This window comes from Variovorax sp. 10N432, from assembly GCF_056394465.1.
In genome coordinates this window covers 60,571-84,898 of sequence record NZ_JBFTHX010000023.1, presented here as the reverse complement: position 1 = coordinate 84,898, position 24,328 = coordinate 60,571, and the positions used below count along the sequence as shown (strand labels likewise).

Annotated in this window: 23 protein-coding genes; 6 read left to right on the top strand and 17 right to left on the bottom strand. The window is 64.1% G+C overall.

Features of this window, described 5'->3' with window-relative positions; translation table 11 throughout:
• Window positions 1-484: 484 nt before the first annotated feature.
• On the top strand, window positions 485-1,246 hold the full coding sequence (locus AC1DF3_RS24245; protein ID WP_478141098.1) for an H-NS histone family protein: 762 nt from the start codon (window positions 485-487) through the stop codon (window positions 1,244-1,246).
• Window positions 1,247-1,321: 75 nt separating this feature from the next.
• On the opposite strand, the gene AC1DF3_RS24240 is transcribed toward AC1DF3_RS24245, so the two are convergent.
• The 5 genes from AC1DF3_RS24240 to AC1DF3_RS24220 all read right to left on the bottom strand — a co-directional run bounded on the left by AC1DF3_RS24240 (window position 1,322) and on the right by AC1DF3_RS24220 (window position 5,893).
• On the bottom strand, window positions 1,322-2,356 hold the full coding sequence (locus AC1DF3_RS24240; RefSeq protein WP_478141097.1) for a metallophosphoesterase: 1,035 nt from the start codon (window positions 2,354-2,356) through the stop codon (window positions 1,322-1,324).
• A gap of 6 nt (window positions 2,357-2,362) precedes the next feature.
• A complete protein-coding gene (locus AC1DF3_RS24235; RefSeq protein WP_478141096.1) occupies window positions 2,363-2,773 on the bottom strand; it encodes a hypothetical protein in 411 nt (136 codons plus the stop codon).
• Window positions 2,770-3,612 carry a metallophosphoesterase gene (locus AC1DF3_RS24230; RefSeq protein WP_478141095.1) on the bottom strand — a complete coding sequence of 281 codons (843 nt, stop codon included), beginning with the start codon at window positions 3,610-3,612 and terminating at the stop codon, window positions 2,770-2,772. Before AC1DF3_RS24230 ends, AC1DF3_RS24235 begins: the two co-directional genes overlap by 4 nt.
• A 503-nt stretch (window positions 3,613-4,115) precedes the next feature.
• The gene (locus AC1DF3_RS24225) at window positions 4,116-5,387 is read right to left on the bottom strand and encodes an AAA family ATPase (RefSeq protein WP_478141094.1); all 1,272 of its coding nucleotides are present in this window, start codon (window positions 5,385-5,387) and stop codon (window positions 4,116-4,118) included.
• A complete protein-coding gene (locus AC1DF3_RS24220) occupies window positions 5,384-5,893 on the bottom strand; it encodes a hypothetical protein (RefSeq protein ID WP_478141093.1) in 510 nt (169 codons plus the stop codon). Before AC1DF3_RS24220 ends, AC1DF3_RS24225 begins: the two co-directional genes overlap by 4 nt.
• 294 nt (window positions 5,894-6,187) lie before the next feature.
• Between AC1DF3_RS24220 and AC1DF3_RS24215 the strand changes: the two genes are divergently transcribed.
• Both AC1DF3_RS24215 and AC1DF3_RS24210 read left to right on the top strand, forming a co-directional pair.
• Window positions 6,188-6,469 carry a helix-turn-helix domain-containing protein gene (locus tag AC1DF3_RS24215; RefSeq protein WP_478141092.1) on the top strand — a complete coding sequence of 94 codons (282 nt, stop codon included), beginning with the start codon at window positions 6,188-6,190 and terminating at the stop codon, window positions 6,467-6,469.
• Window positions 6,470-6,789: 320 nt separating this feature from the next.
• The gene (locus tag AC1DF3_RS24210) at window positions 6,790-7,506 is read left to right on the top strand and encodes a hypothetical protein (RefSeq protein ID WP_478141091.1); all 717 of its coding nucleotides are present in this window, start codon (window positions 6,790-6,792) and stop codon (window positions 7,504-7,506) included.
• Between the two features lie 1,006 nt (window positions 7,507-8,512).
• On the opposite strand, the gene AC1DF3_RS24205 is transcribed toward AC1DF3_RS24210, so the two are convergent.
• The 5 genes from AC1DF3_RS24205 to AC1DF3_RS24185 all read right to left on the bottom strand — a co-directional run bounded on the left by AC1DF3_RS24205 (window position 8,513) and on the right by AC1DF3_RS24185 (window position 15,279).
• A complete protein-coding gene (locus tag AC1DF3_RS24205; protein WP_478141090.1) occupies window positions 8,513-9,697 on the bottom strand; it encodes a hypothetical protein in 1,185 nt (394 codons plus the stop codon).
• A gap of 613 nt (window positions 9,698-10,310) precedes the next feature.
• Entirely contained in the window at window positions 10,311-12,371 is a 2,061-nt protein-coding gene (locus AC1DF3_RS24200; RefSeq protein WP_478141089.1) for an ATP-binding protein, read from the bottom strand.
• Entirely contained in the window at window positions 12,368-12,898 is a 531-nt protein-coding gene (locus tag AC1DF3_RS24195; RefSeq protein ID WP_478141088.1) for a hypothetical protein, read from the bottom strand. The genes AC1DF3_RS24200 and AC1DF3_RS24195 overlap by 4 nt, the downstream gene beginning before the upstream one ends.
• Window positions 12,898-14,217, bottom strand: a complete 1,320-nt coding sequence (locus AC1DF3_RS24190; protein WP_478141087.1) for an SIR2 family protein — start codon at window positions 14,215-14,217, stop codon at window positions 12,898-12,900. The genes AC1DF3_RS24195 and AC1DF3_RS24190 overlap by 1 nt, the downstream gene beginning before the upstream one ends.
• Window positions 14,218-14,787: 570 nt before the next feature.
• On the bottom strand, window positions 14,788-15,279 hold the full coding sequence (locus tag AC1DF3_RS24185; RefSeq protein ID WP_478141086.1) for an antirestriction protein: 492 nt from the start codon (window positions 15,277-15,279) through the stop codon (window positions 14,788-14,790).
• A 552-nt stretch (window positions 15,280-15,831) separates the two neighbouring features.
• Here AC1DF3_RS24185 and AC1DF3_RS24180 point away from each other — a divergent pair.
• Complete coding sequence (locus tag AC1DF3_RS24180; RefSeq protein ID WP_478141085.1) at window positions 15,832-16,731, top strand: LysR family transcriptional regulator; 900 nt, start codon at window positions 15,832-15,834, stop codon at window positions 16,729-16,731.
• Between the two features lie 69 nt (window positions 16,732-16,800).
• Window positions 16,801-17,241: a cupin domain-containing protein gene (locus AC1DF3_RS24175; protein WP_478141084.1), complete on the top strand. Its 441-nt coding sequence runs from the start codon at window positions 16,801-16,803 to the stop codon at window positions 17,239-17,241.
• On the opposite strand, the gene AC1DF3_RS24170 is transcribed toward AC1DF3_RS24175, so the two are convergent.
• Together AC1DF3_RS24170 and AC1DF3_RS24165 are read right to left on the bottom strand one after the other, a co-directional pair.
• Window positions 17,238-17,729, bottom strand: coding sequence for a C40 family peptidase (locus AC1DF3_RS24170; RefSeq protein WP_286536032.1), 492 nt, complete (start codon window positions 17,727-17,729; stop codon window positions 17,238-17,240). The genes AC1DF3_RS24175 and AC1DF3_RS24170 overlap by 4 nt on opposite strands.
• Before the next feature lie 14 nt (window positions 17,730-17,743).
• Window positions 17,744-18,808, bottom strand: a complete 1,065-nt coding sequence (locus AC1DF3_RS24165) for an XdhC family protein (protein WP_478141083.1) — start codon at window positions 18,806-18,808, stop codon at window positions 17,744-17,746.
• A gap of 110 nt (window positions 18,809-18,918) precedes the next feature.
• On the opposite strand from AC1DF3_RS24165, the gene AC1DF3_RS24160 reads away from it, so the two are divergent.
• A complete protein-coding gene (locus AC1DF3_RS24160) occupies window positions 18,919-19,446 on the top strand; it encodes a GNAT family N-acetyltransferase (RefSeq protein ID WP_286536036.1) in 528 nt (175 codons plus the stop codon).
• 129 nt (window positions 19,447-19,575) lie between these two features.
• Here AC1DF3_RS24160 and AC1DF3_RS24155 read toward each other — a convergent pair whose 3' ends face one another.
• The 5 genes from AC1DF3_RS24155 to AC1DF3_RS24135 all read right to left on the bottom strand — a co-directional run bounded on the left by AC1DF3_RS24155 (window position 19,576) and on the right by AC1DF3_RS24135 (window position 24,305).
• Window positions 19,576-20,217 (bottom strand): LysE family translocator, encoded by a 642-nt coding sequence (locus AC1DF3_RS24155; RefSeq protein ID WP_478141116.1) that lies wholly within the window; start codon window positions 20,215-20,217, stop codon window positions 19,576-19,578.
• An 89-nt stretch (window positions 20,218-20,306) separates the two neighbouring features.
• Window positions 20,307-21,695 (bottom strand): phenylacetate--CoA ligase family protein, encoded by a 1,389-nt coding sequence (locus tag AC1DF3_RS24150; RefSeq protein WP_478141082.1) that lies wholly within the window; start codon window positions 21,693-21,695, stop codon window positions 20,307-20,309.
• Window positions 21,696-21,707: 12 nt separating this feature from the next.
• A complete protein-coding gene (locus tag AC1DF3_RS24145) occupies window positions 21,708-21,863 on the bottom strand; it encodes a hypothetical protein (RefSeq protein ID WP_286507973.1) in 156 nt (51 codons plus the stop codon).
• Window positions 21,864-21,939: 76 nt separating this feature from the next.
• Window positions 21,940-23,175, bottom strand: a complete 1,236-nt coding sequence (locus tag AC1DF3_RS24140) for an MFS transporter (RefSeq protein ID WP_478141081.1) — start codon at window positions 23,173-23,175, stop codon at window positions 21,940-21,942.
• Between the two features lie 86 nt (window positions 23,176-23,261).
• Window positions 23,262-24,305 (bottom strand): zinc-binding dehydrogenase, encoded by a 1,044-nt coding sequence (locus AC1DF3_RS24135; RefSeq protein WP_478141080.1) that lies wholly within the window; start codon window positions 24,303-24,305, stop codon window positions 23,262-23,264.
• Window positions 24,306-24,328 lie beyond the last annotated feature (23 nt).

The following is a 24,328-nucleotide window of genomic DNA, read 5'->3' as shown; positions in this document are numbered from 1 at the left end:
AACGCTTCTCCCGCCCCCTCCAGCTACCGCGCTCCCGTCGGGAGGCAAGGGGCGCAACTTTGGGAAACACATAGACGACTCATGGCTGGGCAAGTGTTGTCGGCGAACTGAGGTCGACCCCAGCCTTGTGCACGCGTGCGCATTGCACGATGTCCTTGCAATCAACAGCGCCCAATGGGTTGGAATTTCTGATTCCACAAGGCATGTCGATCTCATGGCTCTCGATAGCTTCCCCTCCATTGGGAATCAGCTCTAGAAAAGACGTGGCTCGAGCGGCAAAGGTTATACCGCTCATGCGGTCCTCCAGTGGTTMCTCGTTCGTCATGCAAGCGTAAAAGTGACGTCCTGCTTGCTCGTGCGTAAAATCTACTCCGGCGCGCATTTGAATAGACGACGTTTATTCGTCGATTCATCAAAACGCCTTCGTCGCAAATGTTCACGACGCCAAGCGACGAACCCCTTCAACTTCAAGGTTCCAGACTCAATGACAAAGTCCTACGCGCAAATTAAATCTGCCATCGCCAAACTTGAAAAGGAAGCCGCTGCGCTCCGAGAAGCCGAAACGACAAAGGTGGTTGCGCAGATCAGAGAGTCGATTGCCACGTTTGGCCTGACCGTCGAGCACCTCTTTGGCCGTGGCGCCAAAGCTTTGAAGACAGCCGCAGGCAAGGCCCTCGGCGGTGGCAAAGCAACGCGCAAGGGCGCAGGCATTCCCAAGTACCGCCACCCCAAGACGGGCAAGACCTGGACTGGGTTCGGCAAAGCTCCCGGGTGGATTGCCTCCGCGCGCAATCGTGACAAGTTCCTCATCGACCAATCTGGCGTCGTTGCGGCGCCATCGTTCGAAAAGGCCGACGCGCCTGTCACTGCAGTGGCGAAGAAGGCTATTCGCAAGGCCCGCAGTGTTGCAGCACCAGTGAAGAAGTCGATTCGCGCCAAGAAGGTTGCTTCCGCTTCCGTCGCAGCTCCCGAAGCGAAAGCAGAAAAGCCGGTTGCAAAGAAGGCTGCCCCGAAGAAGGGCGCTCCTTCGAAGAAGGCCGCGCCGGCAAAGAAGGCGGCTGCCGCCCCCAAGGCAGCCAAAGCTGCCAGGGCTCCAAAGGCTGCAGCGAAGGCCCCCAAGCAAGCCGTCGCCAAGACCGCGAAGTCGGAAGCCGTCGCCAAGACCCGCCGCCCGCGTGCGTCCACGACCATTGCGACGCCAGTGTCGACCCCCACCCCGGCAGAGACCGCGGCATCCCAGGGCTAATTTCACGTACGGCGCGCACGAGATCGTCCGTTGTTCCCCAGGAATCCGTGCCCAGTTGTCCAGCGGCTGGCCGCGTCATACAACAATCCCGTGCTGGATCCTTCGAAGAAGGATCTGCACTCGCTCTTGACCGCCGGCAGCGACGATCTCTGCCGGCGCTTGGCTTCCCAGGAGCGCATGCGGCTTGCGTAACCATGCGTCGGCCTCGTTCCCGAAGACCTGTCTAGCGAGACTGAACAGTTCCTTTTCGTCATGAACTCGATCCATACCCGGTGAAGCGTCGACCTCGACCACAAGTCCAGGATTGAAGGCCTTGTTCTCGAATTCGCCGTGCCAGTTCAGATAGCCACGCGGATTTGAGATCACCCGGCAGTTGCCCACCTCGTAGTCGAAGCTGTCGTGCGTGTGCCCATGCACCCAGAGCACAGGGACCTCGAAAAACTCGGGCCGCATCTCGCTGACGAAGCCGCCAGAGGACCAGTCCTCGGCATACCGCGGTGCCAGCGACTTGCGATGCGGAGCATGGTGAGTCACCACCACAGTTGGCCCTTCGAATGGTTCGGCGAGCTTCCTGCGAAGCCAGGAGCGATGCTGCCGGTGAACCAGCAGGGTATCCATCGGGACCAGGCGCCGGGAACCGCGCGAGTTTGGTGTGTGCGGGTCACTGACTCGGATGGCTGAGTAGTCCGCAAGGTAGCGCGAGCTCTCTGTCATCGAGCGATACCGGTCCGACAGCAGACGCACTGGTTGTCCCGGAAAGCCCGGGTTGTCGATGCGCAACGCAAAGTCCGTCCACAACGTGCAGCCGAGGAAGCGGACACCGCCGATCAGCACCTCGTCGCAGTCGAGGAAGTGAACGCCCTGCTCTTCCGCTTGGCGGCGCATCTCCGCTTTTTCGACATCGAGCACGGACTCGTAGTACTCATGATTGCCGGCAATCTGCACGATGGGTTTGTCAGCAAAGCGCGCCGGGTCTCGAAGCCAGCGCGCGACCACGCGACCGGGCGCAACGATATCACCCGCCAGGATGGCCACGTCGTAGTCCAGGTCCTTCGGCACCTCGAAGGACTCGAATTCAGCGTGAAGATCAGAAAGGATCAGAAGCTTCACCTTTGATCAGTGCGCGTCGTCGATAGCCGCGGCGAGGACACGCTCGATCGGCGTACCTCTTTCGAGAGCTATTCGTGGCGTCAAGCCTTCCAGAGCAGGCGCCGGCGTCTCAAGGAAACCGAGGATCTGCCAGGGATCCTGCGTGCCCAGAGATCGGGCAATGGGCTGAATCGCTGACCAGGCAGACTGCTCAAACTGCCAACGGGGAATCCTCAGCGTCCCGTCGGGGCCGGCGAGCCCAATGCACCGGCCGCCATTGATCCACGTGGCGATCGTCGAAGCATCTACGTCCAGGAGCGAGACGGCTTCTGTGACGGTGATCATGTCGGCCGCTTGCAAGCGTTCGTGACGGTACTCTTTCCCCTCGCGAAGCAAGGCTGCTGTCTCTGAGACCGTGGCGTAGAGATCCTTGGTCATGCCAGCCCACCTCTGCAGTCTGGCAATTGGAGCACCAGACCGGGATCAAACGCCTGGTTCTCCGTCCTGCCGCTCCAATTTACATAACCGCGGGGGTTGCACACGACGCGGCATGAGCGAACGCGGTAGTCGAAGCTCTGGTGTGTGTGCCCGTGAACCCAGAGCACTGGTATGTCGAAGAACGTCTCGGGAAGTTCATTGACGAAAGCGCCTGAGACCCAGTCCTCGGCGTAGCGTTTCGCGAGCGAGCCACGATGCGGTGGATGGTGCGTGACGACCACGGTGGGCCCGGCGAACGGCTCCGCGAGTTTCTCACTCAACCAGGCTCGCTGGACTTGATGGATCCTGAGCGTGTCGTCCGCCCTCAGCCTTCGGCCTTGACGGCTGCGCCAAGAATCTGGCTCCGCGAGTTCGTCGAAGGTCCGGATCAGGGTGTAGTCGTTCATAAGATTGGTCGCCCGCCTCATAGCCAGCCCCGCGTCACGTCGTCGACCTCCGGGTGTTTCGATCGCCAACTCAAAGTCCGTCCAGAGCGTGCAGCCGAGGAAGCGCACACCGTCGATCACAATCTCGCCCCCGTCTAGCAGATGTACCTGCCCGCCAGTCGCTACGGTTCTGGCCTCCGATTGAGTCAGGTCCATCCGGCTGCCGTAGTACTCGTGATTCCCGGGAACGTAGATCGTCGGCTTTCCGGCGAAATGCGCCTCAGCCCACGCGACGCCGCGCCGACCGGGCGTGTGGATGTCCCCTGCGAGGATCACGACGTCGAACTCTCCTTTCGGAAGCGGCTCGAAGGGCTCGAACTCGAGGTGAAGGTCGGAAAGGATCAGCGCTTTCATGGCTTCACCTGAGCGGCTGCCCAAACTGACCCCATATGGCCTTGGGGCCCATCGTCTTCGGAACGCCGCACAAGGCAGAGCGACGCCCACGGCCCCTGATCGTTGCAGATGTCCGAAGGCCCCACGCAGATGATGCACCGAGATCTGGGTTCCACCTCGAGCTGGAGCACGCGCTCGTCAGCCGCCAACGCCACCGGATGGTAGCCCTCAGCGGGCCCACTTTCGTGCCAATACACCTCGGTCGGGCGATGGATGTTGATGGCGACGAGCGCGTTGCTCTCCAGCGTCGATAGAACGCGTAGGCACGGCGACGCTCTTCCCCTTTCAGCGGGAACATGTAGGGGAAGCGCACTTGTAGCGTACCCGGCGTGCCGTCTTCCATCAACTTCAGAGCTCGTACCCTCTAACAGTAGAAACGCAAAATCCATCGCCATCGCCATCGCCATCGCCGACCCGTCGGCGCCTCGTCCATTCCCTGCCCGCGGCGCGGTAAGCCCAGAACTTCAATGTAGAACTCGAGGACTCTCATCTTCATCGAGGTCGTCCGGGGAAAAATCCGAGATTTTGAGGTGCCTCCGCTCATTCAAGACCGCCCGAGCAACGGCTGACTGAACAGCTTTGCGGATAGCCCTCGGGTCCAGATGCGCGAGCTTGGATGCCATGCGCGCCTCCGGCATCACAAAGTTCGGAACCGAGAGTCTTTCCAAGGTACTGCGCACCACGACCTGCGCAATCTGGAGAGCATGTTCGCCTTTCGGACGGCGAATCTCGAACTCCGAGAATCGAGATCGCAACGATTCTGGAACCTTGTGAGGATTGTTCGACGCAGCGATATAGATGACCAGCCTCGCGTCGAAGGTGATGTCCAACCCAGCGTCCCGGACCGTCGAAGCTGTGAAGGGTTCCAAGAGCGAATGCAACGGCGCGAGAGGGTCGTACGAGGAATGGGCTGGTGCCTTGTCGATCTCATCGATGAGGAAGACAGGGTTCGCATATCGGCCCAGCACAATCTGCTCAAACACGGCGCCAGGTGCCGCATTGCTCCAATGCCGCTCTGTTCCGAGGAGCAACGAGGTTGTCTGCGCATTCTCCATGGACTGCTGCCGCAGCGGTGCTTCCAGCGCCAACGCGAGGTCGGTGGCGTAGTGAGACTTTCCGATGCCCGGCGGTCCCCAGATATGGATTGGGGGGACAGAGAGCGGCTCCTTGCTGGAGACCGACAGCGCCACCTGCTCGCAGACAAAGTCGGTAACGGCTCCGAAGTGGGGATGGGACGCGCGTAGTTTCGCCACGGAGCGCGCCCATCTCTCTGGCCGGAGCGCAGGATTGGCAACATCCCTCAGTGGTCCGAGATCTGTCACCCGATCCATGAGCTCAAGTTCGCGTTTTCGGTCGTCTTTGTTCCTCAGGGTCCTGATCCGATCCAACACTCGCAGGACCTCTTGACCCTTGAGGACCGGATATCGGCGAGCTCGGTTGCGTCGCGCCACGCCTTTCTCAAATATCTTGATGAACTTCTCGTCCGTTATAGACGACTTCGACGCCTGAGACGACGAGTCCGGCGAGGGTGCAGGAGTTGGCTGTTCGGTCCGAACACGCACGCTCGCAACCGCCAGCTGTTCCGCTTCCAACGCCTCGGCCACACGACGAGCCTCTTTCAACTCTGTCGGCAGCAGAAGTTCTATGATTCGGTAGGTCCCAGGCATTGGCTCGACCCTGTGCCATGAGTAACCTTCCGGCGCCTCATCGCCTACGCTTGATCGGCTGCCACTCATGTCGAAGCGCCCTCCTCCCACTCGATCGATTCCCGCCAGAAGCCTTCCAGGCCCTCTTCGCCACGCTGATTAAGGGAGGCCGGCGCATGTCGATCGCAAAAGGTGATCGCGTAGCCGAAACGGAACCCGAGTTCGGCTCGGTGGCCGCACACCATACACGCAGTACTGGTGACCCGCTCCGCGTCGAGAACCAATAGGTCCAGCTCCGCGACCACCGGCGCGGCGACGAGGTCCTCCATCTCGAACGCTAGGGCCCTCCTAGTCTCCCCCTGGAGGTCCAACACAAGCTTTTGACGTCTTGCGAGAGCGTAGACAAAGAGTCCGCAACCCTGATCCGCACGGATCTGCACCCACCGGAATCCGAGCTTGCCTGCAGGGAGAATCGAGTCAATCCGCTCGCACGCGCGAGCCAGGACAGGAGTCCATCCACGATAGAACGTCAGGCCGGCATGCTGGCCTGCAAACATGTATGGGAAGCGCGCTTTCAACGAGAGGGCGTCGCTCACGATTGCACCTCCACCGAGAGCTCCGCTCCAGCTGGCGAAGGTCGCTCAGGCCCCCTTGTCGAGCCGGAATCGGCACGGAGCATTTACCCTTCCACAGTACCATAAAAAACGCTGCCCCAGAGGGAGAAATCTGCGTTGTGTCGGGCAGTGGACCACTGAAAACTGATACGCCGGTTGGACAGGGTCCGCGCTTGATGCCTAAGGGCAACGCAAATCGTAAGAATGTTCGCGTCGATGTGATTTTGGGTTATAGAACAGGGTGCATAAAACACTCCGCGCGGCGAGAGTCGTCGCATGCGGTCCAATCAAGATCCTGCGCTCCTTAGAGCCTTCGCTGCCGAGATCAAGGCTCGGAGAGCAGCGATTGAGATCAGCCAAGATGGACTGGCGTACGAGGCTCATGTGAACCGCTCCTTCTTGGCCAAGCTCGAGGTTGCGAAGACCAGCCCATCCTTGACAAGCCTTTTCCGACTCGCGGCTGGCTTGAAGGTCGAGCCGGGTGAAATGATTCATTCGGTAGCGAAGCGCTATCGCAAGGAATTGCGAGCGGCCAAACGGTCAGACGCCGGCCTATAGATTGAAGCTGCCTCGTTTCTTGGAACGGCGGGCCGTTGCTTGGCTCGAGATGCAAGATGATCTACTGCGAAACCTGCGGGCGAATGAGACTTGCGCGACGCCTTCCTTCAGATCGCCATCATTCAATGGGCAAGTAGAACGTCCTGTGAGCGTAGACATGCTGGATGCCCTCTGAGGATGCGTTGCGAAGCCATCTGCATCAGAATCCGTTGAGGAGCCAATCTAGGAGCTGGCGCGAGCGCGCGTTCGTTGCGTCCGCAGCGCATTGCTTGGCGATAAGTTCAAGATTCCGTTTGCGCGATCAGGAGAGTCATCGACCTATGCAGCCCGAGCATCTTGCGCGCCTTAGTGACCGCGTCAGAGACTTTGTCCGCGACGTAGAGCAACGCGCGAGCATTGACATCGAGGTAGTCCTCGATCCCCGACTAAACGGAGGAGGACCCTTCGGTCAGGGCCAGCTCGAGGTTGTCATCGAAGCTCGACGCAACCAGCTTTTCGCACCGACCAATGGCTACTTTCCCGATGGTGCGGTTCGACATGAAGTGCTGCACATGAAGAGGTTCCACATCGATGGAGTTCCAAAGCTGGCGTTGGCAAATTCGGAACCCTGGAATGAAAGTTTTTCCCGTGCACTTGGCGAGCTCGACAATGCCATTGAACACGTAGCTATCGTTCCTGTAGAACTGGAGCATCATCCGGAGCGCCGTGACCACTGGGAGGCAGTCATGCAGAATGCCTGCTCAGGGCTTCCTCAAGTGCCCGATGGCGAGCGAGATCTCGCTGTCTGCATGCATTGGACGTTCCTGCGACATGTCTTGCCCGGATCACCGCAAACTGAGATCGTGAGGAGGTTCGCACTCGAACATGCATTGCTAGGAATGGCGAACCGTTTTGCCGATCAGTTCCTAGCAGTCGCTTCCAGGAAGGAGGAGATTGTGCGCCTTCTTTTCCTCAACTTTCCCGGCATTCCGAGGAAGCGCGCAGCATTGGAATACCTCAACTGCATCACTGGCACCCGACAGACGTCAATCGCATAAGAAGAGCACGACGGGCTCAGCCGATCTGGCATCCGTCTTGGAGCTTCCGACGCCCGCTTCATGTCCCTGCACGTAATTTGGCGAGTTCAATCGCAGGACTGGCTTCAGCCTTGCCGCGACGTTCTGACCAGGGGCGCTTCGCAGCGGAAGCAGCCCTTCAGGTAGACATACCCGGACGGCTGCTTGCTGGCGTTTAGAGGATTTCAAAGCGCGCCCCACTTCGCCGACTATTTCACAACCTCGATTCTGAGATCATGAGCTACTGACCTCGGGCTTCAGCTCGACGAGGAAAGGGGTCTCCGTCGGCGGATGGCCGCCGAACTGCAACATTCGTGCGCCCAGTTCAAGCGCCGCAGCACCTGCGACGAGGGATCCTCGAGTGCGCCAACTCGTCACCAACGCGCGCTCACTAGGTCCAAGGTGCTGCGAAATGGAAGTCAGCCACGTTGTGCGCGTGGGGCACTCGAGGAAGCCCACAAGCTCACCGCGATCCACTGCATTCCTCCATCCAACTTCCGAGGGCGGCTCAGCGATGTGGATCGTCGTTACGTTGGCGCATCCTGTTCCAGGTGCGGGAAGCCATCTCATGAGGTTTGACTCCTCGGGTTCATCAGGGAATCGCACCAAGTCCTCATCGGGACAAATGATGTGCATTGCCTGAACCTCTGAAACTTCAGGTAGTCGCCATCTCGCCCAATGCCGTGAACCTTGGATACTGCTTCCGTCAGGGGATTGCATGTGCTCGGCAGTGAATCCAACGTGGCAGTTCCGATCGCGATGAAAGCTCGCCTTCGTAACACCGCCGAGGTGCCTAATCGCCACGTAAACATCGCCCCTCTTGTTTCCCCATAGGCGCCAAGTCGAGCTGCGAAGGCCCTTGATGTCCCCAATAGCCCAGCGAATTCCCGCGCTTTTCGGCAGTTCTTCGAACAAATGAACTTGATCACCTAACGGGATCTGAAATTGAGGCATCGGACTTTTGTGCTATTTGCAGATGTCCTGCAAGTCACTGCGGCAAGGACGGTCGCGGAGCGCGGGAATGGTACTGCAACAGGTTGAGTTCCAGCGAGATTGAGGTCACACCCTTGAGCGGGATGGGCTCATCCATGGAAATTCGAAGCCACTCGCCACCCGCCTTTCGCAGTTCGATCGCAGACAGGCACTCAAGCTTTGCGGGACGTGGAACGGACGTGCGCGACCAAAGTTGCCCGAATCGACGTGGTGTTGATTGAATCGTCGGTGACGTCGGGAATGCATATCTTTCATCATTGTGACTCAGCACAGTCTCGTCAAAGTCAAAGGTCGCCTTTGCCTGAGCGTCGTGTACGTCCTGAGACATGCTCCCCCACCTGCAGACCGATTGACTGCCAAACTTGTATTGAAGCAAGCAAACCAGCAATAGCGTCAACGTCTCAAAAAGCGCTTGCATTTCCTCGCGTTCAATACCGTGAGGGGTGTAGAACGTGGAACCTGACTTCGCGTGAAAGATCGGATTCCGGCCTTTCAGATAGACATCTTCAAGGGTAGTGAGCAAGGGAAGCCCCGATGGGATGGCCGCAGCAAGCGGCCCGCCAACGACGCGCTTGAGCCAATCCAACTCCTTCTCACTGCTCCCTTTGGCCTCAGTGTCACTGACCAAGCATTCAAGTGAAAGGTAGGCGTTGCGATAGGCGTCAAACAGATCGCCCGTGGCCTGTGACAACCGGTAGAACCTAAACGCAGGATGGTGCACGAACGCTTGAGGCACGATGGGCGCACCTGATTTAAGTTGATGAAGGGTCGACCATGGCGCATCCAGCGTCTGGACAATTGTTAGGTCGTAGGTGTCCCCTCGCCGGATCCAGAGCAAATACTCCGCATCTCCGTTAGAGGTTTGGAGAGCGATGCGGTTGCGCGCTGCAAGTTCATCAAGGGCCTGTTGGACTGCCCGCCAAGCCGCCCCCCTCGTCGCTTCAAGGTCCCGCCCGACCTGCAATGCCACAGATGCGAAGGCGCCGCCGTCGCGAATCGTCACTCGGCCGTCGGGGTGCATGACATCGACAGAAACACTAGCTCGGCGCTCAAGCAGAAATGCCGCCCCCGCGCCGCCTTCCAGCGTCGGAAAAGGGTCTTTCGATGCGTCAAGTCGGCATTTCAGCCGCTCGATGCTCGACGAAAGTCGGGCGAGACAAGCCTGCAACGGTGCCTTCAAACTCGGCCACATAGCTCCTCCCAAACGTGCAAGTCTACTGGTGTCTGCTGCTCCGGGATTGGCTCCTCGCCGGCAAGAACGTAGTGATCGGGCGCTAGTGACTGTTGTGAGGACCACGGTCACAAGCACGAGACCGCCGGGGCCTGACCAGGCCCCTGATCTTCAGCTGCGCCGCGCGAATGCGGGCCCGAAGTTTGATCCGGCGCCGCTTCCCATAGAGTTGTGGTCGGCCGCATCTCCCAATGACAACCAGGAAGCGCTTTGCCGCGGTTGCTGCCTGTGAGCAACTAGCTCCGACAGTCTCGGTTCGGCCAGAAGCGGACCAAGCGCTCGCCTACCCAGTGTAATGTTGGATGCGGTGTCTCCCTAGACACTGGACTGGGTCCATTTACCGCGAGCAGTCATTGACAGGGCAGGTCCCGCATGTCGGGCGCTTGGTCGTCGCTCACCTTGGATCCTCCGCCCGACGTTCTCGGCAAACTCGGCTGGCTCGTTCGCAAGCCTTGCGCGCCAGTACTCTTTTCCTAACTCGGTAACCTGTTCATTGAGCCCGGTGCAGGTGGCGTCTGTCAGGGCAACAAGCAGCAATGCGGCAATGCGGCGTGCGAACGGCTCATCCAACCGCCCGAATCTCTGATCTGGAGCGAAGAACGCCAGTCGGCATGGGAGGCACTTCGGCCTCCAGTACTACGCTCGTCGCGCCGGCGGGTCCGATGTCCAGTTGATACCTCCTGCCGTTCGACTCCGATGTGCTCAGCAATCTGCGGCACAACAAGTCTGCGAGCGCTTCGTCTTCGACGGCACAGACGACCTGTCTGCCACCAAGGCGCAGCGCCGCCAGCAACTCAATGAGGTGTAGCGCTCGAAAGTCATCGATGTGCTGGACCGGGTCGTCCAAAAGCAATGTGCGCCAGGATGTCCAAGAGCGCGCAAGGTGTATCGACAAGAGAAAGGCCAAGCCTGCAGCGCGTCGCTGTCCGCTGCTGAACACGAACTGAGGATTGAGCCCGTCCCCCACCTTCAGGCTGAGGAACCGCCTGAGGTCACCCCGAATGCTGTACTCGATCGATCGCCAGTCGAAGTGAGGGCGCAGGCGCTGGTACAGCTCATTGAGAAGTGGGCTGATTTGCGCAAGCCGCTCGTCGACGATCTCACTGGAAATGCTGCGCACTCCCCGATCCATTGCCTTCGCGGCAGACAAAGCCGCTTCGGAGGCCTCCACTGCCGAGGCGGCCACATCGGCTGCCTGGCGCAACGCCATCACTTGGTCCTCCAACGACGTCGTCCTGGCGACAGCCTGGGACGCTTCGAGGGTTAGCAGCGCCCTCTCGAGGTCGATGAGGTAGTTACGCTCTGCATTCATTGACCTCTCTAGGCCGTCGGGATCTTGAGCAAAGCGCGCGTCGAGTTGGTGGCGCTTAAAGAACTCGAGGTGGGCCTGCACTCGATCGGCCTGGCGCGTAAACTGACCCTCGACCTCTTTCAACACATACTGTGCCCTATCGAGTTCACCAGAAGCCAGTCCAACCGCCTCCCTCGCCTTGGCTGCCTTCTGCCGAGCTGCGGAAACGTCCGCGCCGGACGCCGCCACGCGCTGGCGCGCCAACGATAAGCCGGCCGCGAATTCAACCTCCGTACGCTCGGCTGCGCAGAGCGGGCAGTGGGCATCGTGCAGGCCCAGCCGCTCACCATGGTCGAGCAGGGCTGCAAGCGAAGCGGCAAGGTCGTTCGTACGTTCCTCGCGTTCGAGGGCCTTATGGGCCTCCTCGGCCAGACGGCCGTGCTCGTCCATGTTTCGCATCGCCGCCTCAAGCTGCACCCGTGCTTGCTCTCGCGCCGCGACTGTCTGCGAGCTTTCGAGATCGCGGCGGACCGCCAGGATCTCGCGTCCCCGATGTACCGCCTCTTCCATAGGACCAAGTCGCGAACGCCGCGCGCTCAGGACGGCTCGTCCCGCTGCCAGGCGCCCAATCAAATCGTCCGGCGTGCGCGGTGTTGCGCTATCCAGGATCTGCACGGCCGCAGACACGTCCCCCGTGCGGGCAATCGCCTCCTTGGCCTCCGTCACGTGCGTCAGCGCGCGGGTGAGCTGCTCGCGCGCCACGTCGTAAGCGCCCCGCCTCAATGCATGTGCAGCTTCAGCCGCCTTGAGTACGGCCTTGGCCTTGGCGGCGAACGCGGCGCCTTCGGCCAAGCCAAGTGCGCCACGCACATGCTCAAAGCGTTCCGTCTCACTGAGATCGACACTTAGTGCCGCAATCCACTCGTCGCGGATGATCGAGGTCCTGCAGAGCTGCTGCAGCGCATCTTCCGGACGCGTGTTCCGGCAAAGCGCAGCTTCAATCTGCGCGGCAGTCTTGTCCGCGCCGGACTCACGCGATCGCGTGATTGTGAAGACCTCTCCGGCATCCCCTTTGAAGGACGCGATGACGTAATGGGCATCCGGCTTTCCGGCTCCTCGCCACCACAGATAGTCACTCAAGCTCTCCTGCGCCGCCTTCTCAACCGCGTATTTGTCAATCGTTCCCGTCAGCGCGTATTCGACCGCATCAAACAGCGTGCTCTTGCCGACACCGTTGCGACCTGTGATGACGGTAAAGCCAGCGCCAAACTCCACCCGCAGCCGGTCGCGAAAGCCCCGGAAGCCGCAAACTTCCACGAAATCGAGGTTCATAGCTTCTCCGCAAGCATTCTGGCCACTTCCTCGGCCGGGGTCGTACCCAGAAATGCAGTCAGGACGCCGGGCGAGACATCCTTTAACCTAGCTCGCAGGCGATCCTCGAAATCGGTGTCCGAGATTAGCGGCTGCGCCCGCAGCGCCGTCAGCGGCAGCAAGGTGTGCTCCAGGTCATCCTGCGTACGCACGCTTGACCGGGCGATCTTCCGCGTCATCGCAAAGTCCTCCTCGATCCGCTCCACTGCCCGTTGTTGGCCCGGAACTTGCTCTTCCGTGAGAAAGACCGAATAGACGTTCCATGCCTTGGCGCCTGCAGCGCGAAGTGCCGGGCCATGGCGGGAAAGCGCAGAGGTCTGCGCCTCCTGCCAGCGCGCCAGGAGCTCGGAGGCCGTGGGAAACACATGAACGAAGCCGATCAACGCCGCATTCTCAAAGCAGACCACCGCAGGCGTCGCACCTGCCCAGGTCCACGTCTCATACCCTGCTTCTCGGAGCAGGATCTCCGTTTGAATTCCGATGTCCATCAGACGCCCAATTCCAGTTGTGCTTGCTCGATGGTGAGCCACTTCCCACCAGTTGCCGGCCGGACCACGCTGCCGGTGGTTCCGGGTCGGAAGAGATGGCCGGGCAGCCCCAGGTCCATGCTCCCTGCCGCCACGAAGACATCGGCAGTGGGTGCCGCCGGAGCCTCGACGAATCGCTGCGCGACGGTACTGAGTGCCGACCCTGCACCATTGACCACGCGGACACTGCGCCCCGCCAGCGTGTAGCCCCGTGGCTGCTGCGCAGCCCCAGCGCGCCGCAGCAGGAGATGTACATACCCGAGCAGATCAACGCCTTGGGGCGTCCTGGCCATCGCTGGCTGGCCGGCCGGAACGCCTTCGGCGTCTCGGCGCCAGTCGTAGAGTGCCTCTGCGTCCAGACCCGAGACGGTGAGCCAAGTGGGGTCGCAAGCAGCGCCGGTCTGCGCTTCCAATACCGCGCGGCCGGCGGCGAGGACCTGGCGCGCATAGCTCTCGGAGAACGCGCGGCGCAGTTGGTCGAGTGCATCGGCTCCCGATTCCTGGAGGTGGGAGAACGCCACCTGGGGTTGGTGCGCTAGCGTCCACAGGCTTGGTGCCTTCGTCTGAAGATCCGCTGTAGGCGAAGGGTCGATTACCGTTACCGACAGTGGATCCAGGCCTTGCAATGCGCCACCGAGAACGTCATTAAGGTAGTCCCAGTCGGACCAGAAGCCCACCACGAGCAGATCCTTTTGCCGCAGGTGCGCGGCCATCCAGATCTTGCTCTTCGCGATGCGGCCGGCGATCGTCGTATCAAGCAACTGCGACGGAGCCCACACCGTGGCGCTGCGATCGATGTGGGAGCAGCCGTGGAACTTCAACAGCGGCGACTGTTTGTGGCTAGCGACTGTCGCCGCATCACCGTCCAATGAACCTCGAAAGTCGGCGCCATAGTCCCAAGCGCATCGCTCGATCAACTTGTCGTAGTTGCTGGACAGGCTCGCAACCACAGACTTGGTGATCAAGAAGTCCGCGATAGCGGCATGGCCCGGGTTCGGCGGGCGTTCGAACTCCTTCCAGGGCACAAGCTGCTCGATAAAAACCGACTTCAATGTGTTCAGCGCGGCGAAGTGCTCTGCTAGGGTCTCGAGGTTATCCCGAAGCCCTGGATCGACATGCGGATCAATCTTTAACTGGTACGCATCGAAGCACGCCGAAGCCACTCGCCATGCCGATGGAAGGCTACTGGGCGGCGCCATCGACAGACCGGCGCCGCACAGGATGACGAGCCGGCCCGCGGTCATGGACGCAAGGAGGCGGGCGCTGTCTGCAGGTGTCACGGTACTCCCCCTCTTGCGTGATCCGCCCCGTAGCGGAACGGCACCGCGGTGCGCAAGATTGCTCTTTTGTTGAAATTTTCGGGCGCAGTCGAGCCTTTAAGCTCTTCGACCGCGTCGGCGCGCGCCAGGTTACCCTGTTATGTTGTCTGAGTGCCTTGGACTCTCATCCAATCCCGGGCTCATCGCATGCTCACTTTAGCGCATCATCTGCCAGTCACCGCGACGGCCGGTGCCAATTTGGCATGCGCCCCCTGCGCGGGCCACCTGCTGCAACGTCCGGAAGTCACAAGCCCGCAGCGCGGGAAGGCCCGCTGCAGTCCATTGGTCGCGTCTCGAGGACGCCATGGCACGACCTTACCGACTTCACTTCGCGGCTCCCCTCCGTGCCTCGGCGCATGGGGCTTCGCCTGTAGCGAGCATCCTGGCAGCAGCGACCGGCTGCAAAGGACCTGCAAACGGAGGTTCGCTTTCCACTGCCAAGCGGCGGCAACCAATCTGGAGTCGTCAATTCCCGCGGGCATCTCGTCTACGAACGTCGCACGCGCTTGTCTTTCGGGGCAAGCAAAATACCTAGTCCAACACTCCCCGAATTGCACTGCCCTCCGGGTGCTGCTCTCGAAAGGACTGAAGACGGCGAGCGTTGCGCTTGACGTGGGAATCCCCCATCCATTGAATGCCAATCTTGTTGAGATACCAATTCATGGCCAGCTCTGTGGCACACAGTCCTGTCGCATCGCCCGTCAGCGTCTGGCGGAAAGTCCTGTCCGCACGCTCAAGGTGCCACTTCCCTTCAAAGATCGGCGCCAGATAGATCGATCCGTTGGAAAGTTTCCAGAGTCGCCAATCGCCATCGTACGGATCGTCCGCTCGTAGCCAAGCGACACAAGAGAAGACCTCCGCTATGAATGTCCTCGCATAGGACCTACCCAGATGCGACTCGATCTGCGCCGACCAATCGAGGGGCGCGACTTCAATCCAACCGATTGGTTTGCGAGAGCGAACCCACGGCGGGATCTGGCTCTTGGCGAAGTAGCGCCAAGGAACGATTCCTTCTGGCTCCATGAACGCGACTTTTAGCCACAAGTGTCCAGCAGTGCAAGGAGGTAACCGGGCCGTCATCGGTAGTATTTGGAGCCCTGCATCCCCGATCAAGCTTGAGAACATCGACGCCTGGCTGAAGCCCGACCGGAAAGTCCTCGCCGCGCAGTACGCAATCCTCGATGACGCCCGCGCCCTACTACGAACGTCGGCTGGCGGCGTGAGAACGGTGCGCCTGAGCCGCGACTCCGACGTGGGGTGTGCAGGGTGCTATGGAGAGGCCGGGCATCCGGTCGCGGAGAAACCTAGCTGCTGGTTAGCCCGTCATGGTCGGCTCATTGGAGGGCTTGGGCGCATCGATCACTTACCCCTTCAGGGCGGAGCGTCGGCCGCACGGCGGATGTCCCACGACAGACCGCGGCGGACTTTACTTCGCAATCGCGGCGGACTCTATTCTTTTCGGCGGACTTTATTGTTGCTGAACAGAGGTCCATGGCGTTCGATCGTAGGGATGAGAGCGCGATGGCTCCAGCTAAATTTATGTAACCCCTGATTAAGAAAAGTTAAATTAGCGGCATGCGTGAACTGAGCCTCGACCATCTGCGCACCCTGGTTGCCATTGCCGACCTCGGGTCGCTGGCCAATGCCGCGCGCGCCCTTCATCTGGCGGCACCGACCGTCACCGTCCAGATCGCGGAACTGGAGTCGCGCCTGGGCGGCCAGTTGCTCGTTCGCGGGCGCGGGCCCGCGCAAGCGACCGCGCTGGGAGAGCGGTTCATCGCGCGTGCCCGCAGGCTGCTGGCCGACGCCGACGACGCCGTGGAGGACGTGCGGCGCCAGCTCGCCGGCCAGACGGGCCGCGTGCGCGTGGGCGCCTCGACGGGCGCCATTGCGCACCTGCTGCCGCCTGCGCTCGATCGTCTCGCCCGCAACCATCCCGGCATCGACGTCAACGTGCAGGTACTGACCTCCAACGAAAGCATGGCCCGGCTCGCCGCAGGCAGCCTGGACCTGGCGGTCGTGGCGCTGCCGCAGGCGCCGGTGCGGGGTGTCCATGTCACGCCCCTTCGGCGCGAGGCCGTGGTCGCCTGCCTGCCGGCAGCCTGGAAAGCACCCAGGCGGCTGACCCCGCAGTGGCTGGGCCAGAGGCCATTGATCATGAACGACGCCTCCACGCGCCTCTACCGGTTGACCGCGGAATGGTTTTCTGCGGCCGGCGTCCATTGCCGGCCGCGCATCGAGCTCAACTACAACGATGCGATCAGGACATTGGTCGCCGCGGGCTACGGCGCCGCGCTGCTGCCGGCGGAATCGCACGAGCCCGCGCGGGACCCTCGCATCGCCGTCCGCCCGCTCAGCCCGGCGCTGTGGCGGCAGCTGGGTCTCGCGGTCAGTGACCGGGGCGCCAGCGGACCGACGCGGTTCGTGATGGACGCATTGCTGCCTGAAAGGGATGCGGTCACGCGAGTCGGATGATCGGTGGCGATCGGCCTTGACGCGATGGCGCCTCCCGGTAGGATTCCGCCAAACCACAGGAGACCTTCCATGAGCAGCGATCCGATCCGCGCAGGCCAACTCGAGATCCGCTACCTGGTCGACGGCTCGGCCAGCGGCGGGCTGGGCGTGTTCGAACTCACCGTGCCGCCGGGCTCCAACGTCCCGCCGGCTCACAGCCACCGTGACAACGAAGAGTTCTTCTATGTGGTCGAAGGCTCGATCACTTACTCGGTCGACGCCGACACGCGCCAGCTCCAGCCGGGCGAATGGATGTCGACCCCGCGAGGCTCGGTGCACGGCTTCAAGAACGAAGGGACGCAGACGGCGCGCGCGCTGGTGGTCCTGACACCGGACATCGGCGCACAGTACTTCCGCGACGTGGCCGTCGTGGTCAATGCCGGCGGTCCGCCCGACCGGGCGAAGCTGATGGAAGTGATGTCGCGCTACGGGTTGAAGCCGGCAGCGCCCACGCAGGCCCCGGCTCCCTAGAGCCGCCGCACCTGCGTCGGCTGGCGCGACCAGTAGATGCCGTCGAGGCGGTCGAGGCGCACCTCGCCGCCGGTCGACGGCGCATGCACGAAGCGCCCTTCCCCGACATAGATGCCCGCGTGCGACGGCGTGGCGGCGCCGAACAGCACGAGGTCGCCCGAACGGATCTCGGACACTGGCACCGGTCGGCCGAAGGCGGCCATCCGGGCCACGGTGCGCGGCGTCGCCTGGCCCACGCTTTTTCGGTACACGTAGCCGATCAGACCGCTGCAATCGAAGCCGCCGTCCGGGGTGTTGCCGCCGTAGCGGTAGGGCGTGCCGACCAGCCCCAGCGCATGGATCGCGACATCGTTCGACTGTTCGGCCGAGAGCGCCGCGGGACCGACCCCGGACACCGGAGGCGGCGGGCTCGCGCAGCCCAGCGCCAGCAGGCAGGCGGCCGTCGAAAGCAGGCGAATGAGAGTCGAGGCGAAGCGCGGGTTGCTCATGGTGTCGGGTCGGATCATGCCAGCCCGGCATCGCCCCGCCGCAGCACGGCGACGATTTCCGCCACGATCGAGGCAGCGATCTCCGCCGGCCCGACGGCACCGATGCGCAGGCCGGCGGGTCCATGGATCCTGGCGGTGAGTTCGGGCGGGTGGCCGCGCTCGGCGAGCCGGGCGAGGCGCGCCGCATGCGTCCTTCGGCTGCCGAGCGCACCGACATAGAAGGCCCGGCTGCCGATCGCCTCGGCCAGCCCGGGGTCGTCGATCTCGGGCGCGTGCGAAAGAAACACCACGGCGCAGCGCTCGTCCAGGTGCGCGTCGCGCAACGCGCGGGCGGCATCGTCGACGACCTGCCGCGCGCCGGGAAACGGCATCGCCTGCATGTGGCCGGGCCGCGGGTCGATGAGGGTCACGCCGAATCCGACCAGCTTCGCCGCATCGAGCAGCGCCCGGGCCGCGCGCACGGCCCCGACCACGAAGAGCCGCAGCGGGGCATTGAAGACCTGGAACAGCACCTCGTCGCCGTCCACGCTCGCGATACCGGTGTCGTCGGCGCGGGCCCGGTCGCGGGCCTCGGCCGCCCACGCATGCGCGGCGGCGCCGTTGGCGGGGAGGCAGGCGCGCAGGCCGTCCGAGAGCCGCGTGCACAGCACGACGCCCTGCCGGTCTTCGATGGCGCGCAGGGCCGCGCGCAACGGGCCCGCGTGGCCCGCGTCGCCTTCCGTGATCGCTTCGAGCCGGATCTCCAGGGCACCGCCGCAGGCAAGCCCCGCGGTCGAGGCGGTCGCGTCGTCGACGGCGACGCCCAGCTTAGGGTCCGCACCCCGGTCCAGGACATCAAGCGCGGCCTGCGCGACTCGCGCATCAACCGGCGGTCCGAACAGCGACCCGCAGCAGACACCGTCGCCGCGCACCGCCATCTGGCTGCCGGCGCGCATCGGCGCAGTGGGCCAGGCGCGCACGATCGTCGCCAGGGCCACATCAGCCGCGGCGTCCTTCCATGCGAGGGCCTGGCGCAGGATCGCCGCCGGGGCCGTGTCGGCGGACCCGGGGCTCGCGGCGGTCGGATCTTCATCGGGCATCGAGGACTCCTTCGGTGGGCATGTCGCTTGCTTCACGCCAAGAACCAAGAATAGACCAGAGCAAGCCCGACTCGGGCTGAAAATCGCCGGATCTTCCCCCCGGAGGCCCCATGCAGGTCCTTGACGCAGACACCACCCACATCGACGGCATCGTCGCCATCTACAACGACGCGGTGCGCAACACCACCGCCATCTGGAACGAGAAGACCGTCGACGCCGCCAATCGCGCGGCCTGGCTGGCCGACCGGCAGCGCGTCGGCTACCCGGTGCTGGTGGCGATCGATGCCGAAGGCGCCGTTGCCGGCTACGCCTCGTTCGGCGACTGGCGCGCCTTCGACGGCTACCGCCACACGGTGGAGCATTCGGTCTACGTGCGCCAGGACTGCCGCGGCGCGGGCATCGGCAAGGCGCTCATGGTGGCCCTGATCGAGCGCGCGCGCGGCATCGGCAAGCATGTGCTGGTGGCCGCCATCGAGGCCGGCAACACGGGCTCGATCGAACTGCACAAGAAGCTCGGCTTCGAGCAGGTCGGACTGATGAGCGAGGTCGGCACCAAGTTCGGCGTCTGGCTGGACCTGGTGTTCCTGCAGCTGAAGGTGGATGCTCGGACTGAGCCGGACGGGGTGCAGGCGCGGTGACGGCGGAGTCTTCTAGGCAGTTGAGGACAGAGCAAAACTGCTGCGCAGTTCTTGGTCTGTCCCGCAAGACCTGATCAGTTGAGGACAGAGCAAAACTGCTGCGCAGTTCTTGGTCTGTCCCGCAAGGTCTCAGTAAACCCTGCTGCGCAGCCGCAGCAGCCCGAGCCCGAGCAGCACGAAGGCCGCCCCCGCGATGCGGTTGAACAGCCGCACCCGGCGCAGGTCGGAGAAGCTGTGCTTCATGCCGCGCGCCAGCAGCACGTAGAAGGCATGCGACAGCACGGTGAAGACAGCGAAGGTCGCCGTCAGCACGAAGAACTGCTCCGCCACCGGCGCGCCCGGCGTCAGGAACTGGGGGAACAGGGCCGAGAAGAACAGGATGCTCTTGGGGTTGGTCACGGCCACCGTGAGGCCATGCCCGAACAGCCGAAGGGTGGCGGGCGGCAAGGCGGCTTCGTCCGGCCGGCGGGTATCGGCGAAGGCGTTGGCGCCGCTGCGCCACTGCCGGATGCCGAGGTAGACGAGGTAGGCCGCACCGGCCAGCTTGAGCACCATGAAGGCGGTGGCGGAACTGCTCAGCACCACGCCCAGGCCGGCCATCGCGACGGCCGAGACCAGGAACACGCCGACCGCATTGCCGAGCGACCCCCACATGGCGCGGCGCGGCCCGACGGACACCGAGTTGGAGACGGCCAGCAGCACGGCCGGGCCCGGCGTGAAGGCCATGAACAACGAAACACCGCAGAAGACGAGCCAGTTCGACCAGGTCACCATCACCCCAGAAGTGACGCCACCCGCGCGGCGGCGTTTCAGGTTGCGATTGTCTCCGGACCGGGAAACCCCCGGCCTGCGGTCCGGAATCAGGGCGCCGATGCCACCACGCGCGCCACCTTGCCGCTGCGGCCGGCGCGGCCCGGTTCGCCGCTGCGGCAATGGATCCGCACCCCCGGGGCACCCTGGGATTCAAGAAACTCGCCCAGCACTTGCCGCGCCCGCCGCAGCGCCGGGCCGGCCGCCGTGCCGCACAGCCCGGTGCGCAACAGCAATTCGCAGGGGCCCACCTGCACCAGCTGGAAATCGAACAGGCCGGCGCCCTCCTCCAGCATGGTGCTGAGCGCCAGCGGCAGCACGCTGACCGGGCCCGAGCGGGCGGCGCCCAGGTGCAGCGTGTCTTCGCAGCGGCCCTGGACCTGGATCACGGGCAGGCAGGAGCCGCAAGGACACCCGCCCGGGCAAACGGTCACGCGGTCGCCCAGGTCGTAGCGGATCAGCGGCTGCACGTGGTTCGCCAGATTGGTGAGCAGCGTGGTCGCAGGCAGTTCGCCGGGCGCCACGGCGCGGCCCTGCGTGTCCACGGGCTCCAGGATCGCCCAGTCGCTGTTGAGGTGCATCCGGCCCTGGCTGCATTCGAAGGCCAGCGAGAGGAATTCCGACGCGCCGTAACTGTTGGTCACCGGGCAGCCGAAGGCCTGCTGCACGAAGTCGCGCTCGGCAGCCGACAGGTCTTCGCCGCCGGTCCAGATCTCGGCCGGCGACGCCCGCAGCCGCCCGGCGATGCGCTCTTCGGCCAGCAGCACCGCCGCGCTGGGATAAGTGGCGATCACCGTCGGCGCCAGCGCGTTCAGTTCGTCGACCAGGCGCGCGACCGGCTGCAGGAACGAGATCCCGTGCAGGCGCTGCGCCAGTGCCGGATTGAGGCGCCGCAGCCGCTCGATCGACACAGTGCTGGCGAAGTGGCCGCTGGTCGCACCGACGAAGGCGATGCGCTCGGCGAGCCCCCACGGGTCCAGCCACCGCTGCAACGGCCGCAGCACGGGCCGCCGCAGCGCCTCCAGTGCGTCGTAGACCGCCATCGCGGCCGCGTCCTGCACGAAGATGGCGGGCTCCCCGCTGCTGCCCGAACTCTCCCACACCGCATAGCGGCCAAGGAAGGGCTCGGCGATGCGCCGGCGGTCGGCCACGAAGCGGCGCAGGGCGTCCAGCCGCAGGCAGGGATCGGCGACCCAGCCGTCGAAGTCGCCCATCAGCGCGGCCTTGTGTGCGACCGGCAAGTCCGCAAGCTGCAGCGGGTCCTGTGCGCGGCCGTCGAGCAGGCGCCGGTAGGTCGGCGAGTGCAGGCGGGCCGAAGCGAGCAGTCGGCCCAGGCGCGCCGCCTGCCGGTCGGCGATCGACGCGGCCGGCGCACGCGCGGCCAGCGCCACGTCCAGCGCGATCGAGCCCGACAACCAGGGGTCGACCGGCGGCGGCATCAGGCGGCCTCCCTAGAGCTTCTCCTTCACGAAACCGGCGGCGTTCTCGTCGGCGCCGGGCTGGCCCTCGTCCGAATGGGGGTTCGTCGGGTCGGCGTCGGTGGGGAATTCAGGCTCAACGGGCAGCTGCCCGGGGTCGTCCTCGGAAGGGACTTTGGGAGTGGACATGGGACTGATCCTCGGACTGCGGAAGAACGCCCATTTTGAGCCGCGGGCGGCCAGAAATACAAACGAACAGTCGGCATCAGTCGCAGGCCCGCTTTGCGCGCCAATTCCACAGCGCGCCGAAGGCCATCAGCACGCAGGTGGCGAGGAACACGGTCGGCATCCCGAAATGGCCGCCGACGAAGCCGCCCAGCAGCGGCCCCGCGACCTGACCGGTGTACTGCGCGGAAATCGAATAGCCCAGCATGCTGCCTGCGGTGCCTTCGGGCACGCTGTGCCGGATCACGCTGGCGATGCACGGCAGCAGCCCGCCGAGCGACAGCCCCATCAGGAAGCGCAGCCCGACCAATTGCCAGCCCGAGGTGACGAAGGCCTGCGGCACCAGCAGCACGGCCGAGATCGCGAGGCAGCCGATGATCACGTTCCAGTGGCCGACCCGATCGGCCAGCTTGCCGAGCCGGGAGGCCGACAGGATGCTGCCCAGCGCGGCCGCCGACATCACGAAGCCGGCCATCACCGTGACGCGCGCGGGCTCGGCCACCAGCTGCGCGACGTAGACCGTGATGATCGGCTCGATCGACATGTTAGCCAGCATCAGCAGCATCCCGGTCAAGAGCATCGCCGTGACCGGCCGCTTGTCGGGCACCGCGGACCAGCCGCCGGCCGGCTTCGCGTCGGCCTTGGCGCGCGCCGGACGGCGCTCCTCCCGGATCAGGAACAGCGTGGCCAGGAAGGCGACGAAGATCACCGCGCCGGCGCCGAAGAAGGTCCAGCGGATGCCGATCAGCGGTGGCAGCACGCCGCCGATGAGCGGGCCGACCAGGCTGCCGGCCATGACCGCGGACGACAGGGTGCCGAGGGCCCAGCCCGAGCGCTCCTTCGGGGTCTGGGTCGCGATCAGCACGGTCGAGCCCGAGGCATAGCCGCCCAGCAGGCCGGCGAGGAGGCGGAGGCCGACCAGCTGCCAGACGTCCTGCGCCAGGCCGATCAGCGCCATCGCGACGGCCATGCCCAGGCTGGCGCGGATCAGCATCAGCTTGCGGCCGTAGCGGTCGGCCAGCCGGCCCCACAACGGCGCCACCAGCGCGGCGCTGAAGAAGGTCGCGCCGTAGGCCACGCCCGACCAGCGGACGATGGCCGCGGAATCGCGCACGCCGAGCTGTTCGACGTAGAGCGGCAGGAAGGGCAGCAGCAGCGTCATCGCCACGATGGTGGTGAACGAGCCGAACATGCAGACGACGAGGTTGCGCCGCCAGTGTTGGGCGGCCGGGTCGGCAAGGGTGCGAGGGGAGCTGGCGGCGGAAATATCGGGCATGGATGGCGGCGGGAGTCGCATTCATTGTCCGGCCGCATGCCCTATGGCGCGCATGCCATCTGGCGATGGGCCCCTTCGCGGAGCGATCAGCGCGCGCCGTCGGCGATGGTGATGGCCACCTTGCCGAAACGGTCGGCGGCGCCGAGGCGGTCGAGTGCCGCGTGGGCCTCGGCCATCGGGAACGCCGCATCGATCACGGGACGCAGGCCGGTACGCCGGACCAGCGACAGCAAGGCCGCGAACTCGTCCAGGTCGCCCAGCGTCGAGCCCAGGATCTGGAGTTGGCGGATGAAGATGCGGCGCAGGTCCGCCGGCGGCTGGTCGCCGCTGGTGGCGCCGCAGGTCACGAGCCGGCCACCGCGCACCAGCGACTTCATGGCGCTCGACCAGACCGCGGCGCCCACGTTCTCGATCACGACATCGACGCCGCGGCCGCCGGTGAGCGCCATCACCTCCTTCGCCACGTCGCGGGTCGCGCTGTCGATCGCATGGTCGGCGCCCAGCTGCAGGGCGCGCTGCAGCTTGGCGTCGGTGCGCGACGTGACGATGACCCTGGCGCCGGCCAGCCGGGCCAGCTGCAGGGCCGCCAGCGAGACGCCGCCGCCGACGCCGAAGATCAGCACCGTCTCCCAGGGCTTGATCTGCGCCTTGGTGAAGAGCATCCGCCAGGCCGTGAGGTGGTTGACCCCCAGCGCCGCGGCCTCGGCATGGCTCAGGTGCGCAGGCATCGGGAACACGTTGCGGGCCGGCACGCTGACGTACTCGGCCAAGGTGCCGTCGCGATGCTCTCCCAGGTACTGGATCGCGGTGCAAAGCACACCTTGGCCGCGCTGGCAGAACTCGCAACGGCCACAGGCGATGCCCGGGTGCAGCACGACCTGCTGGCCGGGCGCCAGAAGAGGCTCGTCGGCGTCCACCTCCTCGACGGTCCCGGCGCCGTCGAGTCCCATGATCTGGGGCAGCCGATGCGTGATGCCCGCGCCGCTGTCGCGCATGTAGAGATCGACCTGGTTGAGCGTGGCCGCCTGGAGGCGCACCAGCACCTCGCCCGGGCCGCGCACCGGCCTCGGCCGCTCGCCGACGGCGACGACCTCGTTGCCGCCGTGGCCCGTGATGAAGACTGCCTGCATGCGGTGCTCCTCGTGGGGAAATA

What these genes read in the sequence shown, in the direction of transcription:
- AC1DF3_RS24225 (WP_478141094.1), bottom strand. Translation starts at nt 5,387, where the DNA reads ATGAGTGGCAGCCGATCAAGCGTAGGCGATGAGGCGCCGGAAGGTTAC.
- AC1DF3_RS24175 (WP_478141084.1), top strand. Translation starts at nt 16,801, where the DNA reads ATGAGCAGCGATCCGATCCGCGCAGGCCAACTCGAGATCCGCTACCTG.
- AC1DF3_RS24165 (WP_478141083.1), bottom strand. Translation starts at nt 18,808, where the DNA reads ATGCCCGATGAAGATCCGACCGCCGCGAGCCCCGGGTCCGCCGACACG.
- AC1DF3_RS24230 (WP_478141095.1), bottom strand. Translation starts at nt 3,612, where the DNA reads ATGAAAGCGCTGATCCTTTCCGACCTTCACCTCGAGTTCGAGCCCTTC.
- AC1DF3_RS24235 (WP_478141096.1), bottom strand. Translation starts at nt 2,773, where the DNA reads ATGACCAAGGATCTCTACGCCACGGTCTCAGAGACAGCAGCCTTGCTT.
- AC1DF3_RS24180 (WP_478141085.1), top strand. Translation starts at nt 15,832, where the DNA reads ATGCGTGAACTGAGCCTCGACCATCTGCGCACCCTGGTTGCCATTGCC.
- AC1DF3_RS24135 (WP_478141080.1), bottom strand. Translation starts at nt 24,305, where the DNA reads ATGCAGGCAGTCTTCATCACGGGCCACGGCGGCAACGAGGTCGTCGCC.
- AC1DF3_RS24150 (WP_478141082.1), bottom strand. Translation starts at nt 21,695, where the DNA reads ATGCCGCCGCCGGTCGACCCCTGGTTGTCGGGCTCGATCGCGCTGGAC.
- AC1DF3_RS24200 (WP_478141089.1), bottom strand. Translation starts at nt 12,371, where the DNA reads ATGAACCTCGATTTCGTGGAAGTTTGCGGCTTCCGGGGCTTTCGCGAC.
- AC1DF3_RS24160 (WP_286536036.1), top strand. Translation starts at nt 18,919, where the DNA reads ATGCAGGTCCTTGACGCAGACACCACCCACATCGACGGCATCGTCGCC.
- AC1DF3_RS24185 (WP_478141086.1), bottom strand. Translation starts at nt 15,279, where the DNA reads ATGGAGCCAGAAGGAATCGTTCCTTGGCGCTACTTCGCCAAGAGCCAG.
- AC1DF3_RS24215 (WP_478141092.1), top strand. Translation starts at nt 6,188, where the DNA reads ATGCGGTCCAATCAAGATCCTGCGCTCCTTAGAGCCTTCGCTGCCGAG.
- AC1DF3_RS24245 (WP_478141098.1), top strand. Translation starts at nt 485, where the DNA reads ATGACAAAGTCCTACGCGCAAATTAAATCTGCCATCGCCAAACTTGAA.
- AC1DF3_RS24170 (WP_286536032.1), bottom strand. Translation starts at nt 17,729, where the DNA reads ATGAGCAACCCGCGCTTCGCCTCGACTCTCATTCGCCTGCTTTCGACG.
- AC1DF3_RS24195 (WP_478141088.1), bottom strand. Translation starts at nt 12,898, where the DNA reads ATGGACATCGGAATTCAAACGGAGATCCTGCTCCGAGAAGCAGGGTAT.
- AC1DF3_RS24145 (WP_286507973.1), bottom strand. Translation starts at nt 21,863, where the DNA reads ATGTCCACTCCCAAAGTCCCTTCCGAGGACGACCCCGGGCAGCTGCCC.
- AC1DF3_RS24210 (WP_478141091.1), top strand. Translation starts at nt 6,790, where the DNA reads ATGCAGCCCGAGCATCTTGCGCGCCTTAGTGACCGCGTCAGAGACTTT.
- AC1DF3_RS24140 (WP_478141081.1), bottom strand. Translation starts at nt 23,175, where the DNA reads ATGCCCGATATTTCCGCCGCCAGCTCCCCTCGCACCCTTGCCGACCCG.